Source organism: Bradyrhizobium sp. URHD0069 (assembly GCF_000701345.1).
In the GTDB taxonomy this organism is placed as follows: domain Bacteria; phylum Pseudomonadota; class Alphaproteobacteria; order Rhizobiales; family Xanthobacteraceae; genus Bradyrhizobium.
This window is the reverse complement of sequence record NZ_JNIJ01000013.1, coordinates 31,947-48,945: the sequence shown is the minus strand read 5'-3', so window position 1 is coordinate 48,945 and position 16,999 is coordinate 31,947. Positions and strand designations below refer to the sequence as shown.

The window sequence follows — 16,999 nt, the reverse complement described above, 5'->3', positions numbered from 1 at the left end:
ACGCCGCGGCTCCTCGGGTCCATCGCTGGCGCTTCGGATTGCTGGATCGCCTGCTTTCGAAGTTGTGATCATATCCCTCATCCTGAGGAGCGCGCCCTTGCGCGCGTCTCGAAGGATGGCTGCGAGTCCCTGCGTTTGCGTCCATCCTTCGAGACGCTTGCTTCGCAAGCTCCTCAGGATGAGGTCAGTATCCTTCACACGCTCTCTCGCCGGCGATGACGGCTGGGCGTGTGACGCGCTACTCAATGCACGCCACCGATCCAAATTCCAAACAGTCCAGACACGAATTTACGTCTCGCGGCGCGATGCGCCCGAGTCGTGCTGGAATCTTTCGCCCAGGAAACAGAGGGCGTGGGGAATGCCGGGTGCCCGTTGCACCCGCAGCCCGTGTGCAATGGTAGTAAGCACACGGTAGTCACCGCAGGTCACCGGAACACCCGGCATTCCCGCACGCAATGGTTTTAACGGCTTATATCGTGCTCTCCCCGGCGACGAATTCGTCTTGTCACCGTCATCGGCGGATTGAAGGTTTTGCCGAACCCGGTTGGGCTCTCAAAACCTCCGCCGACTTGACACCAGCAACGGGTGCCAGGACCACACGGTTTTGCCGTCCGCTGCAATCGCCGTTCGTCTGCGCGCCGCAATCGCTCACGAGGTTCAACCCGCCCTGCGCTCGCCTCACGCGCCGACGCTGCCGCGTCCACCGCATCCCACCCCGCGTCCGTGACGATCGCGATACGCCCCTCTCATGGGGTGAGACGGCGAAGCTTATGAAGTGATTTGGGTCCGGCGGGAACAGGAATATTTTTGCAAACGGGACTGGACAGCCAACTTGCTGATTTGCCCGTCGGGCAACAGCCGAGCTGTCCGCCGTAGCTCGAAGAGCGAAGGCGGAAGGTTCACTATGGCGGTGCTCTCCGAAGCCAACACAGTGATCATGCAGCTTCAGCGGTGCAATATCGGCGTTGATTGCCCAGACCTCTCGCGAGAACCGACCAGTTTCGCGGCAATTTCGCGCGGCTTGAGCAGGATCCGAACAACTGTTTGCCGCTTACCCGGTGATCCTCATCAGCGTGCCGCTCGCGTCGTAGCGTCCGTCGGGGTATCCTTCACGGCTATCTCCTAGACCAATTCCACCCGAGATCGGCGGTCGGCACCGGCGTGGCCGCGCTATGACGGCCCTGATACGGTGGGGGCGCATCATCGCTCGAGTCGATCTTTTGGTTTTCCAATGCGCCCTGCTCTTCTCAATCCGCTGTTTGCGCCGGTCACGAGCCTTGCTGGCGTCGGGCCGAAACAGGACAGACTGTTCCGCTATCTGCTCGACCGCGGTGAGACGCCGCGCCTCGTCGATCTCCTGCTGCATCTGCCGGCAAGCGTGATCGATCGCCGCGCCCGGCCGAAAATCCGCGATGCTGTTCCGGGCACCGTGGTGACGCTGGAGGTCACCGTCGACCGGCACCGCCCGACGCCGGGGCGCAATCCGCGCGCGCCGCATCTGGTCTATGCCAGCGACGATACCGGCGACGTGGTGCTGACCTATTTCCGGGCGCAACCGGGCTATGTCGAGAAGCTGCTGCCGGTCGGCGCCAAGCGTTTCGTCTCCGGCACCTTGCAGATGTTCGACGGCACCCCGCAGATCGTGCATCCCGACCGCGTCGTGGATGAAGCCGGTTTCGCAAAGCTGTCCGGTATCGATCCGGTCTATCCCCTCACGGAAGGACTGGCGCTGGGCTCGCTGCGCCGCGCGATGGCGCAGGCGCTGCAAAAGCTGCCTGATCTACCGGAATGGATCAGTCCAGAGGTGCTGCGCCGCTGCAAGTTTCCGCCGATCGCGGAAGCGCTGAACCGCGTGCACATGCCAAGCGAGCTCACGGATATTTTGCCCGATGGACCGTTCTGGTCGCGGCTTGCGTTCGACGAACTGCTGGCCGGCCAATTGGCGCTGGCGCTGGTGCGCGCGCAGTTGCGGCGGCCTGCGGGCGACCGCCACGCCGGCGACGGCCATCTGCGCAGCAAGATCATCGACGCGTTGCCCTACGCGCTAACGTCGTCACAACGGCAGGCTGCCGCGGCCATTGCCGACGATCTGCGCCAGCCGGTCCGCATGTTGCGGCTGCTGCAGGGCGATGTCGGATCAGGGAAAACCGTGGTCGCGCTGTTGGCAGCGGCCGCCGTGACCGAGGTCGGCAAACAGGCGGCATTGATGGCGCCGACGGAAATCCTCGCGCGCCAGCACATCAAGACGATTACGCCGCTCGCCGAACGTGCGGGCCTGCGGGTCGCGATCCTCACCGGACGCGAAAAGGGCAAGGAGCGCCGCGACATCCTGGCGCGGCTGGAAGCCGGCGACATCGATTTCCTGATCGGCACCCACGCGCTGATCCAGGACGATGTGATATTCAAGGCATTGGCGCTCGCCGTTGTCGATGAACAACACCGCTTCGGGGTGCGCGAACGCCTGGCGCTGACCGCCAAGGGCGGTAACGTCGATGTGCTGGTGCTGAGCGCGACGCCGATCCCGCGCACGCTGGTGCTGACTTACTTCGGCGACATGGACGTCTCGGAATTGCGCGAGAAGCCCGCAGGACGCCAGCCGATCGATACCCGCGCGGTGCCCGATAGCCGCCTGAACGAAGTGATCGAGGCCGTCGGTCGCGCATTGTCAGCCGGAAAACTGGTCTACTGGATCTGCCCGCTGGTCGAGGAATCCGAGACCGTCGACCTCACCGACGCGGAAGCGCGCTTCGAGAGGCTGAAAGCGCGCTTCGGCGACAAGGTCGGCCTGGTCCACGGCAAGATGCGCGGCACCGACAAGGATCGCGTGATGGCGCAGTTCGCCGCGGGCGAGATCGGGCTTCTGGTCGCAACGACCGTGGTCGAAGTCGGCGTCGATGTTCCCGGCGCCACCATCATGGTGATCGAGAATGCCGAACGCTTTGGGCTCGCGCAACTGCACCAGTTGCGCGGCCGGATCGGCCGCGGCTCCGAAGCATCGACCTGCCTGCTGCTTTACAAGGAGCCGCTGAACGAAATGTCCATGGCACGGCTCAAGGTGATCCGGGAGACCACCGACGGGTTTCGGATCGCCGAGGAAGATCTGAAGCTGCGCGGCGAAGGTGACGTGCTCGGCGTCAGGCAGAGCGGTCTGCCCGGTTACCGCATAGCGCGCTCCGACGTGCACGCCCAGCTTATCGCGCAAGCACGCGACGAAGCGCTGCGCATCATGAAGGACAACCCCAAGCTAGCCGGCGAGCGCGGCGAAGCGCTGCGCTGCCTGCTCTATCTGTTCGAGCGCGATGAAGCCCTGCCGCTGATCGGCGCCGGGTAGAGCCCTCCCCGTCATTGCGAGCGAAGCGAAGCAATCCATTTTGCCTAAGCAAAAAGATAAAGATGGATTGCTTCGTCGCTTCGCTCCTCGCAATGACGGCGTAAGCGGTCAGCCGGGACAAAGTAGATGAAACAACCCTGCGTCTATATCATGACAAGCCAGCGTCACGGAACTGTCTATACGGGCGTCACGGCTAACTTGCCACGGCGCGCCTTCGAACACCGCGAGGGATTGCTTGAGGGCTTCTCGAAAAAATATGGCTGTAAGATTTTGGTCTGGTACGAACTGCACGAGAGCATGATCGAGGCGATCACTCGGGAAAAGCAAATCAAGGCCGGTAGCCGTGCGAAGAAACTAGCTTTGATTGACGCACTAAATCCCGATTGGAAGGACCTGTATGAGTCGCTGATATGAGGTCAACCATAGCCCCTCCCCGTCATTGCGAGCGAAGCGAAGCAATCCATTTTGCCTAAGCAAAAAGATAAAGATGGATTGCTTCGTCGCTTCGTTTCTCGCAATGACGGAGGGGCCGGAATGACGATGTCGATCATTCCACCTTCGCCGGTTCCGGCGGCAGCTTGGCTGAAGTCGCGACCCGCGCGGCGTTCGCCATTCCGGCCAATGCCGCAATTTTCTTCTGCGGGTCTGAGCCGGGCTGCACTACGCCGCACGACATGATCAGGGTGGCGGCGTCTTCAGCGCTCATATCGACTTCGATGATCTTGCTCTTGGGCACGTAAAAAAAGAAACCCGTGGTGGGGTTCGGCGCGCACGGCAGGAACACCGAAATGTGCTCTTCCTTGCCCGGAAGACTTTTTTCGACCTCGACGCTCGGAGCCTGCGAGATCAGAACGATCGACCACATTCCTGGCGAAGGAAATTCGACCAGACCGACCCGGCGAAAGCTCGATCCCTGCCCCGAGAACAACGTCTCGAACACCTGCTTCAGACCGCGATAGATCGCGCGCACCACCGGCATACGCCCGAGCAGTCTCTCGCCGAGGTCAACGAGCGTCCGCCCGATCAGGTTTGCGGTGAGGAAGCCCAGCAGCGTCAGCGCGAAGACGGCGACGATGAGCCCGGAGCCCGGCAGCCCGAACGGCAGATATGTCTCCGGCCGATAGGCCGTGGGAACGAATGGCCGAACCAGGCTGTCGACCCAGTTCACGAACCACCAAGTCAGATAAAAGGTGATGGCGATCGGGCCGGCGACCACCAAACCGGTCAGAAAGTAGTTTCGGAAACGGGCCATGAGGCCGCTATGGGCGTCCGGCGGGACTCCGGCCGGGGGCACGGACGTAGGCAGATCGTCGCGGTTCATTGGGGTTCCAGGTCGGTCGGAGCGGCCATCATAAGATGTCAGCTAAGTTCTTTTAGCAGATATTTGAAGACCTGCGACATAGACGGGAGCACGCCTTATTCTACCGTTACGGATTTCGCTAAATTTCTCGGCTGGTCGACGTCGGTGCCCATGATCACGGCGGTATGATAAGCCAAGAGCTGCACGGGAACGGCATAGACCATAGGCGTGAACGTCGCGGCCATGTCGGGCAGCACGATCGTGACCAGCGATTCGATGGTCGCTGCCGCGGCACCCTTCGCATCCGTCATCAGAATGATGCCGCCGCCACGGGCCGCCACTTCCTGCATGTTGGAGACGGTTTTTTCGAACACCCGGTCGAACGGCGCGATCACCACGACCGGCATGTTCTCGTCGATCAGCGCGATCGGCCCGTGCTTAAGTTCGCCGGCCGCATAGCCTTCGGCGTGGATGTAGGAGATTTCCTTCAGCTTCAGCGCGCCTTCCAAAGCGAGCGGGTAGCTGGTGCCGCGGCCGAGATAGAGCACGTCCTTGGATTTGGCGATGTCGCGTGCCAGCCTCTCGATCTGCGGCTCGATCGCGAGCGCCGCCGCCATCAAACGCGGTATTTCGATGAGGCCATGCACGAGCTTGGCTTCATCGGCATCGGACAATTCGCCGCGCGCCTTGCCTGCGGCTATAGCAATCGCGGCCAGCACCATCAGCTGGCAGGTGAACGCCTTGGTCGAAGCGACGCCGATTTCCGGACCGGCCAGCGTCTGCAGCACGGTCTCGCTTTCGCGGGCAATCGTCGATGTCGCAACGTTCACCACAGATAGCGTGTGCAGCCCCTGCGCTTTCGCGTAACGCAACGCGGCAAGCGTGTCGGCGGTCTCGCCGGATTGCGAAATGAAGATCGCAAGATCGCCCTTGCGCAACGGCGCTTCGCGATAACGGAATTCCGAGGCGACATCGAGTTCGACTGGTACGCGGCCCAAGCGCTCGAACCAATACTTCGCGATATAGCCCGCATAGCTTGCGGTGCCACATGCCGTGATCGAAATCCGCTGGATATCCTTGAAGTCGAACGGCAGTTTTTGCGGCAGCGCCACGCGCTCGGTCGCCATATCGACGTAGCGCGCCAGCGTGTGACCGACTACTTCCGGCTGCTCGTGAATTTCCTTGGCCATGAAGTGGCGGTAATTCGCCTTATCGACCATAAACGACGACGCGCCGGATTTCAGCACCTCGCGATTCGCCACCGCGCCATGCATGTCGTAGATCACGCCGACTTCGCGGGTCAAAACCACCCAGTCGCCGTCCTCGAGATAGCTGATTGTGTCGGTAAAAGGCGCGAGTGCGATCGCGTCCGAGCCCAGATACATTTCGCCGCGCCCGTGGCCGATCGCCAGCGGCGAGCCCTTGCGCGCGCCGATCATCAAATCCCCATGGCCCCTGAACAGGAACGCCAGCGCGAATGCGCCGCGCAACCGCGGCAGCGATGCCTTCACCGCATCCTGGGGCGAAGCGCCCTTCAGCAGATAGGAATTGACCAGATGCGCCACGACCTCGGTGTCTGTCTCGCTGGAGAATTTCGCCCCCTCACCTTCCAGCTCAAGCCGCAGCTCGCGAAAATTCTCGATGATGCCGTTGTGAACGACCGCAACGTTATCGGTCGCGTGCGGATGCGCGTTGCTCTCGGTCGGCTTGCCGTGGGTGGCCCAGCGCGTGTGCCCGATGCCGCTATGACCGGCAAGCGGTTCTGCCTTCAGCCGCGCTTCCAGATTTTTCAGTTTGCCTTCGGCGCGGCGGCGCTGGAGACGACCGCCTTCGAGCGTGGCGACCCCTGCGGAATCGTAACCGCGATACTCAAGGCGCTTGAGTGAGTCCACCAATTGCTCTGCGACTGGAGCCCGCCCGAGAATGCCGACAATGCCGCACATGCGGATCAATATCCCCAAATTGACGAAAAATCGCCGAAATCGCGCATTTCCTCTTAACGAGAATCGCGAACGCCCAGATACTCAATAATTATTGCGAATTGAAACAGGATTAAGCCAAAAGCTCAACAACCTCGGTCTTTATCCGCCCTTCGACGTCTTGTCCTGCGTTTTCATCTCGCGGTATCGCTTGGCCCCGCCCTCGCGGTTGGTCTGCTGACCGCGCTCCACCGCTAGCGCGTCGTCAGGCACGTCGCGCGTGATCACCGAGCCCGAACCAATATAGGCGCCGCTACCGATTTTCACCGGCGCCACCAGCGACGAATTCGAGCCGACGAAGGCGCCGGAGCCGATCTCGGTCTTGTGCTTGCCGATGCCGTCATAGTTGCAGGTGATGGCGCCGGCGCCGATGTTGGCCTTCGCGCCGACATGCGCGTCACCGACGTAAGAGAGATGATTGACCTTGGCGCCGGCTTCCAGCGTCGCGGCCTTGGTCTCGACGAAATTGCCGATCTTCACGCCCTCGCCGAGCGAGGTCCCCGGCCTTAAGCGCGCATAGGGGCCGACCAACGCCTTCTTGCCGATCGAGGACTGCACGATGTGGGAAAACGAATGGATCACCGCGCCGTCGCCGATCGAGACGCCGGGACCGATCACCACAAACGGTTCGATCGTCACGTCGCTGCCGAACGTCGTATCGGCGGCCAAGTAGACCGTCTCGGGCGCGATCATCGTCACGCCGGCGTCGAGCGCCGCCTGGCGTAACCGCGCCTGCATGACTTGCTCGGCCTCGGCGAGCTGGGCCTTGGTATTGATGCCGCGCACTTCATCCTCGCTGGTTTCGATCACGACGGCCTCCAGTCCCAACTCTCGAACCACAGCAACCGCGTCGGTGAGATAATACTCGCCTTTGCTGGTGGCATTACCGATTTTGTCGATGATTTCCAGCGCTCTGCGGCCATCGAACGCCATCACGCCGGCGTTGCTGAGCTTGATGGCGCGTTCCGCAGGCGTCGCATCGGCCTCTTCGCGGATCGCCGCCAATCGATCGCCCTCGACCAGCAGCCGGCCGTATCCGGTGGGATCGGCGGCGCGAAAGCCGAGCACGGTTAGGGCGGCACCATTTTTCAAAGGCGCCCGCAAACGCGCAAATGTCGCCGCCGAAATCAGCGGCGTATCACCAAACACCACAAGCAGATCGTCCGCGCCCCGCGCGATGGCATCGCGGGCCGCGAGTACGGCGTGCCCGGTGCCGAGACGCTCGTGCTGAATGAACGTCACGGCGTCCGGACGCGCACGCTTGACCTCATCCGCCACAGGCTTGTGGTCGGGCCCGATGACCACCGCAAGCGCCGCGTCGGCTCCCTTGGGGGCGGCTGCCAGCACATGCGCCAGCAGCGATTGGCCGGCGACAGGATGCAGCACCTTCGGCATCGAGGACCGCATGCGCGTGCCCTCGCCGGCCGCGAGCACCACGGTCAGGCTGGATCGAGCGGTCATCCGAATCCTTATATTTGCGGCTGATAGTGCGCCGCCGCCCTCATAAAGCGTTTTTATCCCCCATGGAAAGGGCGATTCGCACCGCGCCGGCGGCCGGGATCAGGACCGGGGCCCATTTCCTGTTAATGTTTGCCGTGTGATTCGGCAGGCCTCGGGAGGGCCGAAGGCGTCGTATGGCAAGGAATAACGACCATCTGGCTGGCAGCCTGGACACCGAAAACCCCGGCGGCTCGCTGACCGGATTTTTGGCCGAGGAGGAGGAGTTCGACCGGCGCTCTGTCTGGCGGCTCGGATCGTGGGGTGTTGCCGCGGTCGGCGCGGTAACCCTTGCCCTCTACGCCAACCAATCCTCGATCGGATTGCGCCGCGAACAGCTCGCGGCAGCCGATCTGCTGCGCCAGTCGCAGCAAATCCAGTCGGCCGCCAAGGAAAGCCAGAACGAGACGCGGCGGCTGGCATCCGCCATCGACACGCTAAACAGCGATCGCGACCGGCTGTATTCCCGCGTCACGGTCCTGGAACTGGATTCCGCAACCGGCGCGATTGCGCGGAAAACTTCTGCCGCGGCCTCGACTCCAGCCATTGCCAGCTCTTCCACAACGGCAGAGCCGCAGCCGACGGCGCAAAATGCGGCCCCTGCTCCGGCGGTGTCGCCGGTGGCGACAGCGGTAGCCGCCACAGCCGAGAAACCGCGTGCAGACGCCGCCCCTGCTCCCGAGCAAGTCCAGGTCCCGGTCTCACCGGTTGGGCAGGGAACCTCAGCCGCGCCGACGGCCGCGCCGGCAACGCCGCTGGTGGCGTCGAAATCGATGATGGCCCCACCCGATGCGGCGGCCACAAAACTGATCGAACCGGAAAAGCCCGCGAAAACCATCACCGCCGCGCCGATGCCGGAAGTAGTTGCCTTGGTTACACCTGCCGAGGATGCGGGAGCCGATGCAGTGCCTAAATTCGCGGTACAGCGGACCGAATTCGGCGTCGATGTCGGGGGTGCCAATTCGGTCGGCGGCTTGCGCGCGCTGTGGCGCGGACTGCTCAAGTCGCGGTCGAATGCAGTGCTGACGACGCTGCGCCCGCTCATCGTGGTGAGGGAGGGCAGCAACGGATTAGGCATGCAGCTGCGGCTGGTCGCCGGACCGCTCAGCGATGCTGCGGCGGCGGCAAAAATCTGCGCCGTCATGATCGAAAACGACCGGACCTGCGCGACCACGGTGTTCGACGGTCAACGCCTTGTCATGAAGGCCGATGATCCGGCCGCCGCCGCCAATCCTGCTGCGACCACGCCTACCGTGCGCAGGCGAAGCACGCCAAAGGGAGCGACGACAATCGAAAATCCGCCCAAAAATCCCGACCCTTCCACCGTCTCTTCGCTGTTCGGCCGACGGTAGCCTGCGCCAATAAACGCTATAATGGCAATGGCTTGGCATCGATTTTTCATGCGCTTTGGCGGGATCGAAAACGTCGCCGCCCGGGTTGTCCCGCCGCGCATTCCCGACCATATTCGCCTCGGTTGGTCAGCCGCAATTTCTTGCGACTAACCGGATTCCACTTAGCCGGAAAATGCCCCCGTGAAAAAAACTCCGTTTCGGCTGACGCCCTATCAGGTGCAATGGCTGCTCGTCGTCGGCTTTGTCACCGTCGGCTATGCGCTCTATCTGCGCTATCTCGCGATCGAATTCTCGCCGGTGGCGCTGGCCTGCGATGCCGGTTTGCAGACGATGCTGTGCAAGACCCGCCTGCTCGCGACCTACCTGTTTCGCAATTCGGTCTTCGGGGTGGTCGCACTCATCATTGCGACGCTTCACGTGATCCGGCCGTCGATCGTTTTGCTCACGGGCGGGCTGATCGCCGCCGGATTCGGCATCGTGCTCTACAATAACGGCCTATCGGGTACCGCGATCGCGCTGCTTATTTTGGGATTTGCACGGCCCGCGCCCGCCACAGCGTAACCGCGAGCAGGAAATACATCATGCAGGTCCACAGGGACTGCCAGTTGTCCGGGCCCTCGTTGAACGCCGTGTAGAGCGCCGATCCCGCCAATACGCCGGCAAATACCGACTCGGCGATGGGGCGTACGCCGTCCTGCGGACGGTTGAGCAGCATCAGCGCTGAGAGCGGCACCACCGCCATGGTCAGCGCGGCAAACGGAAAATCCTTGTAGCGGGGGTCGAAGACCAAGCCGAGCGCGGTCTCGACGCCGATCAACGTGGTCACGACCAGCACGGCGCCCAGCATGATCGTCAGAATCGATCGGGCTCTGGTTTCGCGCGGGCCCAGTAACTCCAAAAATGTCGGCAGCGCCCGCCCCGACATCAAGGCGTTGGCGCAAAGCAAGGGCGAAGCGATGGCGGCCGTCAGCAACGCGCCCCAGCCAAGCCAGCCGCCAATGCCGTAGCTTTCATAGAACATCTTGTCGCCGGCGACGCCCAACAAGATCCCGGCGGTGGTCGCGGAGGTTCCGACTGCGATCCAGGATGCAAGGCGCGGCGTCCAGGGCCGGCGGCGCAGCGTCAGCCAGGCCACGCCGAATGTGAAAATGCTCAGCGCCATTCCGCAGCCCATCTGCAGCTTCCAGAACGGAAAATTGCTGATGGCCTCGCCCGGCGGGTATTTCACCGCGCGTTGGACGGAATCGATCAGGCCCCAATATCCGCCGACCGTGCCTTCGAGCTGGCGTTTCCATGGCTGGTCGTAAGCTTCGATCAGGTTGACGCGGAAGTTTTCTCGTTTCGCCAGATCGAGGATTTCCGAGACCACCCGCGCCTGATTGGTGCGCGACGGCAACGCGCCTTCGCGCATTCGTCCCTGGCTCGGCCAGCCGGTCTCCCCGATCAGGATTTCCTTGCCGGGGAATGCGACCGCTATTCGCTTGCGGATGGCATCGACATGGGCCGCCGCATATCTGGCGCGGATCGGAAAGTCTTCCCAGTAAGGCAGGATGTGGATCGTGACAAAATCGACCGCGTCATAGACTTCCCGATTGCGCAGCCAATATTCCCACACGTCGGCATAGGTGACCGGAACCGAAACCTGCGATTTGACCGAGCGGATAGTGGCGGCGAGGTCGGCTGTCGTCATCTCGCCGCGCAGCAGAACCTCGTTGCCGACGACCACCGCGGTGATGACGGCGGGATGCTCCTTGGTCAGACGCACGACGGTCGCAATCTGGGCGAGGTTCTTCAGGCGGTTATTGCCGAGCCATATCCCCTGGATGACCTTCAGCCCGACTTTTGCGGCAAGCGCCGGAACCTGATCGAGACCGTTTTCGATCGAATAGGTGCGCACGCAATCGGAGATTTTGGCGAGTTGCGCCAGATCCTGGGCGATCTGCTCCGGAGCGATCTGGGTGGTCTGCACCAGCGGCGTCTGAGCGTCGCGGAACGGCGCGTAGGACACGCACAACAGCTTGGCGTTGGGATCGATCGGCGCGCGCACCAGCCTGATAGGTGTGGCCTGCCACCACCACACGGCAGCAATTGCACCCAGGGATAAGAGCAAAAGCGCGACTGGCGTACGACGAGAAATCGGTTCCATCCTCCGGGTGGGGGTCCGTCGATTAACCGGTCACCGGCCGTCTGCCAAGAGCAGGATATGCGCAATCGAAGGCGCTGCCGCCCGACCGCTTTACCACATCGCGATAAAGTTGTGAGTTTGCTGGACAAAATCCGAAATGTCCGTCATGGGAATCCCTTGGCGTCTCCGCCGCATTGGAGACCTATTTGGACGGCATCAAGCTGGCGCGTGCGCGCCGGCCGCGGGCAGGCAACAAATCGGGGAAGTTATGCGTCGACGGGTGCTTCAGGTTAAACATGCGGTTCTGCGCCACTTGGCCGTGCCCGGGCTAACCCTCCTGATCGGTATTGGCAGTGCTTTTGCCCAGAGCGGCGACACGCGGGCCCAGGATCAGTCCGGCAAACCAGCCGCCGCGAATGCGGCGGCGGCCGATGCAACCAAAGACAATCAGCGCAAGACCGACGAATTCGTCGAAGCCTCGCAGGCCATCAATGGCCCGGGCGGGAATCCCGAATGCGTCTGGCTCGGCCGTCGCGTCGTTCGCTTGATGTGGCTCGACGATCTCGACACCGCCTTTCGTCACCTCGATCTCTATGATCGGTTCGGCTGTCCCGGTGGACACGTCCAGGCTACCTTCCGCTGCCTGACGCGGTTTGGCGGGCAGATCGACGACAAGGTGGCCAAGAGCCTCAGCGATCGCATCCACGCGTGCTGGATCAATCCGGGCGCGCAACCGCAGGCGGCGGCTGCCGCCTCCCCGACGCCTTCGACCGCCGGTGCTGCCGCGGCGCCCGCCTCACCGCAACCCGCCACACCTCAGCCGGCGGGCTCGCCGACGGCGCCGCCAAAATAATCTTCGCGGCTGCCGGAACGATCGGCAATTTTTGCTAGTTCCGTCATTCGCGCCCTTAAAACGCCATGGCGTCATACCAGTTGTTAAATCACGTGGCAGGAATATCCTGAATTGCCGCCGTGACGGTCGAACCTAGGGGACGGGTTCGTTTCCTCCAATGCAGGCCCCGTATGGTTTAGTCGCGATGCGCGCCGTCGTCGCCGTTCTGTTGTTTGTAACCGCTGCTCACGCCGGACTTTGGGGTCTACTTCAGGGGAAGCAGGAGGCGCCCGATTTCCGGGGTACGCTGCCGAGCGTCTCCTACGCCCCGTTTGAGGGCACGGCGCATCCCGACGTCGACAACATTCCCAGCGCCGAAAAAATCCGCGCTGACCTCAAGAAACTGGCGCCGCTGACGCGAGCGATCCGGCTTTACTCCTCGACCGGCGGCGTCGAGTTGGTTCCGCCGATTGCCGCCGAATTCGGCCTCAAGGTTACCGTCGGCGCCTGGATCGACAAGAATACCGATCGCAACGAGCGCGAGATCGACGCCGCGATCAGTCTTGCCCGGCGCAACAGCAACGTCATCGGCGTCGTGGTCGGCAACGAGACGATCTATCGCGGCGAGCAAAAGGTCGAAGACCTTATCGAGCTGATCAAGCGGGTAAAGAAGTCCGTCAACGTTCCCGTCACCACCGGCGAGATCTGGAACATATGGCGCGACAATCCGCAGCTCGGTTACTCCGTCGACTTCATCGCCGCCCACGTTTTGCCCTACTGGGAAAACTTCACCGACAAGCAGGCGGTGGACCAGGCGGTCTCGATGTTCCAGCTCTTGCGCGACCAGTTTCCCGGCAAGCGGATCGTGATCGCGGAGTTCGGCTGGCCGAGCGCCGGCTACAATTTGCGAAATGCCGAACCTGGCCCGTTCGAGCAAGCGTCGGTGCTGCGCAATTTCGTCACGCGCGCCGAAGCCATCGGCATGGACTACAACATCGTCGAAGCGATCGATCAGCCCTGGAAGTTCTTTGAAGGCGGCGTCGGACCCTATTGGGGCATTCTCGATGCGGCCCGCGAGCCAAAATTCGCCTGGACCGGACCGATCGTCAACGAGAACTACTGGAATCTCGCGATCATCGCCTTGCTGGTCGGCGTCCTGATATCGCTGCCAATTCTGCGGCTCACGGAGCCGACCGTGATGCAGGCGCTGATGCTGTCGACGGCGGCGAACGGCGTCGGCGCGTGGGTCTCAACCGTCTTCGCCTATTGGGCCGGCCACTACTTCGTTTTCGGTTCGGCCCTGGCCTTGACCCTGGGATTGATCCTTCTGGTTCCGCTAGTGCTGATTGCGATGGCCCGGATCGAGGAAATCGCCGCCATTGCCTTTGGCCGAAACCCTCGCCGGCTGCTGGTGCAGGGACAGTCGGCGGAGCCGGCGCTCGCGGGAACTGAGACATTTCCGAAGGTCTCAATTCATGTGCCGGCCTATTTCGAGCCGCCCGAAATGCTCAAGCAGACGCTCGATGCGGTCGCCCGGCTGGACTATCCGAATTTCGAATGTGTTGTCATCATCAACAACACCCCCGATCCCGAGTTCTGGCAGCCGATCCAGGATCACTGCCGCGCTCTGGGCGAACGTTTCAAGTTCATCAACGCCGAGAAGGTCGAAGGCTTCAAGGCCGGCGCCCTGCGCATCGCCATGGACCGCACGGCGGCCGATGCCGAGATCATCGGCATCATCGATGCCGACTATGTCGTGCAGCCGGACTGGCTGAAGGATTTGGTGCCGGTCTTCGCCGATCCACGCGTCGGCCTTGTGCAGGCACCGCAGGACCATCGCGACGGCGAGCGTTCGCTGATGCACTACATCATGAACGGCGAATATGCCGGCTTCTTCGATATCGGCATGGTCCAGCGCAACGAGGCCAACGCCATCATCGTTCACGGCACCATGTGCCTGATCCGGCGCGCGGCGATGGACATGGTTGGTGGCTGGGCCGGCGACACCATCTGCGAAGACACAGACCTTGGGCTCGCGATCATCGAGCACGGCTGGCTGACGCATTACACCAATCACCGCTATGGGCACGGGCTGCTGCCGGACACCTATGAGGCCTTCAAGAAGCAACGCCACCGCTGGGCCTATGGCGGTTTCCAGATCGTCAAGAAGCACTGGCGGCGTTTCCTTCCCGGCGCGAGCCGGCTGTCGCCCGATCAGCGGCGTGAATTTGCGCTGGGCTGGTTGAACTGGCTGGGCGCCGAAAGCCTTGGCGTGCTCGTCGCCATTCTCAACCTGATTTGGGTCCCGATTGTTGCCTTCGCCGACATCGCCATCCCCGACAAAATCCTGACGCTGCCGATCATCGCCGCCTTTGTGGTCTCGCTGGTGCATTTCATGGCGCTGTACCGTCTTCGCGTGCCGGTGAAGTGGGGTCAGATGCTGGGCGCCATGGTGGCGGCGATGTCGGTGCAATGGACCGTCTCGCGCGCGGTGGCCAACGGTCTGATCACTGAGCACCTGCCGTTCGCCCGCACCTCAAAAGGCGGATTGTCGCGGATGTCGATCGAGTTCCAGGCGTTTTGGGAAGCGGTCATCGGCACCCTGCTGCTCGTCGGCGCGGCTGTGCTGGTCGTTACGAACAACTACAAGGAAGTCCGCGAGATCTATGTGTTCGCGGGTGTCCTGGTGCTGGAAAGCCTGCCGTTCCTGTCGGCCGTGGCGCTTGCCATTCTGGAAAATTCACGCGTCAACGCGTTTTCGTTCTGGCGCAGTTCTGCCGTCAGGACCGCGGAGCTGATCGGCTTGCGCCCGGTGGCGATGCCGACAGTGGTCGGCAGCTCGCAACCGGTCACTTCCGACATTCATCGGGAAGCCAGTTGACCAGACAGATTTTCTGTGGGCGCCTTGTTGCTTGAAGAATGCTAGCTAACAGCCGGCGTTGCCTTGAAAATCTGCCGTCTCGCAACGGCGCATTTGCAGGTGGTCGCGCTATTGACCCGCACCAAGCTGGCCCCTACACAGCGCGGCAAGTGAGCGCGTAGCTCAGGTGGTAGAGCACGTGACTTTTAATCATGGGGTCGAGGGTTCGAGTCCCTCCGCGCTCACCAATCATATCAATAACTTAGCGCGTTTTCGGCCTTTTGGATCTTTATCCTAGGTGCGACGCAGGTGCGACATGCGCGACAATTGCCGCATGTTTCGTCATTTGATCCGGCGTGCAGGCAGCAATGCGCCCCAAACAGGTTTGCCTGTTGGCCATCGAACGAGCTTCCGATCATCAGCTAGTGACGCCTACTTCTTCTTAAATAGATCGATGACATCGACCGCATCCGTTGGCAGAGCCACACCTGCTAATTCCAGCGCCTTGAGGAATTGGCGGACGGCTTCGTCGAACTCGTCGAGCGAGATAGCCTTCTCGACCGGCATGACGTGCGCCCTGAGCACCCTACCGTGGCCTTTGTCCGGCTCACTCACATCGATGATAAGCGGGATCGGATCGTTCGGATCGTCGATGCAATGCAGTTCGTGAACGCCCCGAGCGAGGAAGCGCACATGCTCCGGGAAAAGCCGCTGCTGCTTCCGAGCATTGATCAGGACTGCGTAAGCTTGACCATCGACCCACCACACGCCCTTGATGCTGGGCTTGAACCAAAACCCAAGAACCTTGGTCGGCCTCACCGGATGCCTGTACCAGCGACCGCGACCGCCGAAGTGCTGCTTGAGGAGCCGCACGACGTCTTGGATGCTGTTGTTCTTCCAGTCCTCCTCGTAGGGGCTGAACTCCGTCGTGATGAACGACTCGGTCGCGTAGCCTCCTACGATCGGCTCCAAGCGAGGCCAGATCATGCTGTAGGACATGAAGCCACCACCAGCCAACCGCTCTATCAGGTTGCCTGCGGTCTGAGTGGCATCCATGCCGACTACTGACGGGTATGCAAATTTGGGAAAATCTAAAAGCTCAAAGTACTTTCCGCGCCCCGCCATCTAGGTCCTCCTGTGACATGGAGCCGAACATTGAGCGGTAGGCTGATTCGGCTGGCTGGCACAATATATCCTAAACGGACCGTTAATGACGGACTGTGGATTTCTCCTCCCCAGCAAAATGCCGGCGGATAAGGTGGTTCGGAATACGCGGGCTTAGGGTGGGATCGGCGAGGTGTGCCCTGTATACGATGTCCCAAGGTCCATTGGGTTCGTGGGAGAGCGACACAAGCTGGCCCGTCGTGAAGCGGCTGTAGTTCTCGAATTCTCGGACGATGATCTTGAGATGATCCTCGCGGATGTCGTCATAAGGGACCGGAATATGCTTTCCTAAGCCGTAGTCCAGGTATTGAGCAGGTTCCGTGATGGGACTTTCCTTGTGGATTTTGAAGGCATCGAAGACAGGACGGATGACGGGTCCGAACTGCCAAGCCTCGAAATGATTGCGTATGAAACCCTCCGACGATTGCCGCAGGGCTCCGGCCTGAATGAAGAACAGCAGCTTGTTCATACGCAGATTGGTGAGGTCGAACTCGACCGCGTCGAAATTCGCCAGAAGGAAATTGCATATCTTGCGAGCTTCATACATGACCGTGCGTTA

The 16,999-nt window shown here is 61.8% G+C and carries 12 protein-coding genes and 1 tRNA gene; 7 read left to right on the top strand and 6 right to left on the bottom strand.

The genetic code is table 11. The features are described from left to right. Positions 1-1,231: 1,231 nt before the first annotated feature. Positions 1,232-3,331 carry an ATP-dependent DNA helicase RecG gene (recG, locus tag N554_RS0107865; RefSeq protein ID WP_029582968.1) on the top strand — a complete coding sequence of 700 codons (2,100 nt, stop codon included), beginning with the start codon at positions 1,232-1,234 and terminating at the stop codon, positions 3,329-3,331. A 126-nt stretch (positions 3,332-3,457) separates the two neighbouring features. Then, entirely contained in the window at positions 3,458-3,745 is a 288-nt protein-coding gene (locus N554_RS0107860; RefSeq protein ID WP_029582967.1) for a GIY-YIG nuclease family protein, read from the top strand. A 133-nt stretch (positions 3,746-3,878) separates the two neighbouring features. Here N554_RS0107860 and N554_RS0107855 read toward each other — a convergent pair whose 3' ends face one another. The 3 genes from N554_RS0107855 to glmU form a co-directional block, all read right to left on the bottom strand. After that, positions 3,879-4,652 carry a DUF502 domain-containing protein gene (locus N554_RS0107855; protein WP_029582966.1) on the bottom strand — a complete coding sequence of 258 codons (774 nt, stop codon included), beginning with the start codon at positions 4,650-4,652 and terminating at the stop codon, positions 3,879-3,881. A 95-nt stretch (positions 4,653-4,747) separates the two neighbouring features. Continuing rightward, the gene (gene glmS / locus N554_RS0107850) at positions 4,748-6,574 is read right to left on the bottom strand and encodes a glutamine--fructose-6-phosphate transaminase (isomerizing) (protein ID WP_029582965.1); all 1,827 of its coding nucleotides are present in this window, start codon (positions 6,572-6,574) and stop codon (positions 4,748-4,750) included. A 138-nt stretch (positions 6,575-6,712) separates the two neighbouring features. Then, on the bottom strand, positions 6,713-8,071 hold the full coding sequence (gene glmU / locus N554_RS0107845) for a bifunctional UDP-N-acetylglucosamine diphosphorylase/glucosamine-1-phosphate N-acetyltransferase GlmU (RefSeq protein WP_029582964.1): 1,359 nt from the start codon (positions 8,069-8,071) through the stop codon (positions 6,713-6,715). Positions 8,072-8,244: 173 nt separating this feature from the next. Here glmU and N554_RS0107840 point away from each other — a divergent pair, with 173 nt between their 5' ends. Together N554_RS0107840 and N554_RS0107830 are read left to right on the top strand one after the other, a co-directional pair. Further along, positions 8,245-9,459, top strand: coding sequence for a hypothetical protein (locus N554_RS0107840; RefSeq protein WP_051677378.1), 1,215 nt, complete (start codon positions 8,245-8,247; stop codon positions 9,457-9,459). Positions 9,460-9,639: 180 nt separating this feature from the next. Next, a complete protein-coding gene (locus N554_RS0107830) occupies positions 9,640-10,020 on the top strand; it encodes a hypothetical protein (protein WP_029582962.1) in 381 nt (126 codons plus the stop codon). Here N554_RS0107830 and N554_RS0107825 read toward each other — a convergent pair. After that, complete coding sequence (locus N554_RS0107825; protein ID WP_029582961.1) at positions 9,980-11,605, bottom strand: glycoside hydrolase family 17 protein; 1,626 nt, start codon at positions 11,603-11,605, stop codon at positions 9,980-9,982. The two genes, N554_RS0107830 and N554_RS0107825, sit on opposite strands and share 41 nt — an antisense overlap. Positions 11,606-11,852: 247 nt before the next feature. Between N554_RS0107825 and N554_RS38045 the strand changes: the two genes are divergently transcribed. The 3 genes from N554_RS38045 to N554_RS0107810 all read left to right on the top strand — a co-directional run bounded on the left by N554_RS38045 (position 11,853) and on the right by N554_RS0107810 (position 15,524). Next, positions 11,853-12,437, top strand: a complete 585-nt coding sequence (locus N554_RS38045; protein WP_029582960.1) for a hypothetical protein — start codon at positions 11,853-11,855, stop codon at positions 12,435-12,437. Positions 12,438-12,621: 184 nt separating this feature from the next. Further along, positions 12,622-15,297: a glycosyltransferase gene (locus N554_RS0107815; RefSeq protein WP_029582959.1), complete on the top strand. Its 2,676-nt coding sequence runs from the start codon at positions 12,622-12,624 to the stop codon at positions 15,295-15,297. A 151-nt stretch (positions 15,298-15,448) separates the two neighbouring features. Beyond that, positions 15,449-15,524: transfer RNA gene (locus N554_RS0107810), tRNA-Lys, on the top strand. Between the two features lie 184 nt (positions 15,525-15,708). Here the strand turns inward: N554_RS0107810 and N554_RS0107805 are convergent. Then, positions 15,709-16,401 carry a hypothetical protein gene (locus N554_RS0107805; protein WP_156041844.1) on the bottom strand — a complete coding sequence of 231 codons (693 nt, stop codon included), beginning with the start codon at positions 16,399-16,401 and terminating at the stop codon, positions 15,709-15,711. 82 nt (positions 16,402-16,483) lie between these two features. Continuing rightward, complete coding sequence (locus N554_RS0107800; RefSeq protein WP_210165372.1) at positions 16,484-16,909, bottom strand: Panacea domain-containing protein; 426 nt, start codon at positions 16,907-16,909, stop codon at positions 16,484-16,486. Between the last annotated feature and the right edge of the window lie 90 nt (positions 16,910-16,999).